General features: G+C 42.2%; 1 tRNA gene. It reads left to right on the top strand.

Annotated features, from left to right (window positions below):
• Positions 1-153: 153 nt before the first annotated feature.
• Positions 154-229 (top strand) — tRNA-Ala (locus tag FLQ44_RS17965).
• Positions 230-256 lie beyond the last annotated feature (27 nt).

Below are 256 nucleotides of genomic sequence, written 5' to 3'. Positions count from 1 at the left end.
TTGTGGGTGGTCCGAGTAAAAAAGAAGCAAAAGTTTGGGAAAAACTAAACGAAAGCATCAAATTGCCGAAAAATGATGCAATCGAAGAAGCTTAATTCATTTTTCTGTTGACGTGAAGGCGCAATATCCCTAATATTGCGCTCACACAGACTGGGGGTCATAGCTCAGTTGGTAGAGCGCTACAATGGCATTGTAGAGGTCAGGAGTTCGATCCTCCTTGACTCCACCAAAAGTTTTACGGATGTTTATTTGCAAC

Origin of the sequence: Vogesella mureinivorans (genome assembly GCF_007644035.1) — a bacterium.
Classification (GTDB): domain Bacteria; phylum Pseudomonadota; class Gammaproteobacteria; order Burkholderiales; family Chromobacteriaceae; genus Vogesella; species Vogesella mureinivorans.
Note: the sequence above shows the minus strand (reverse complement) of the source record. Positions and strands in the feature narration are given on the sequence as shown.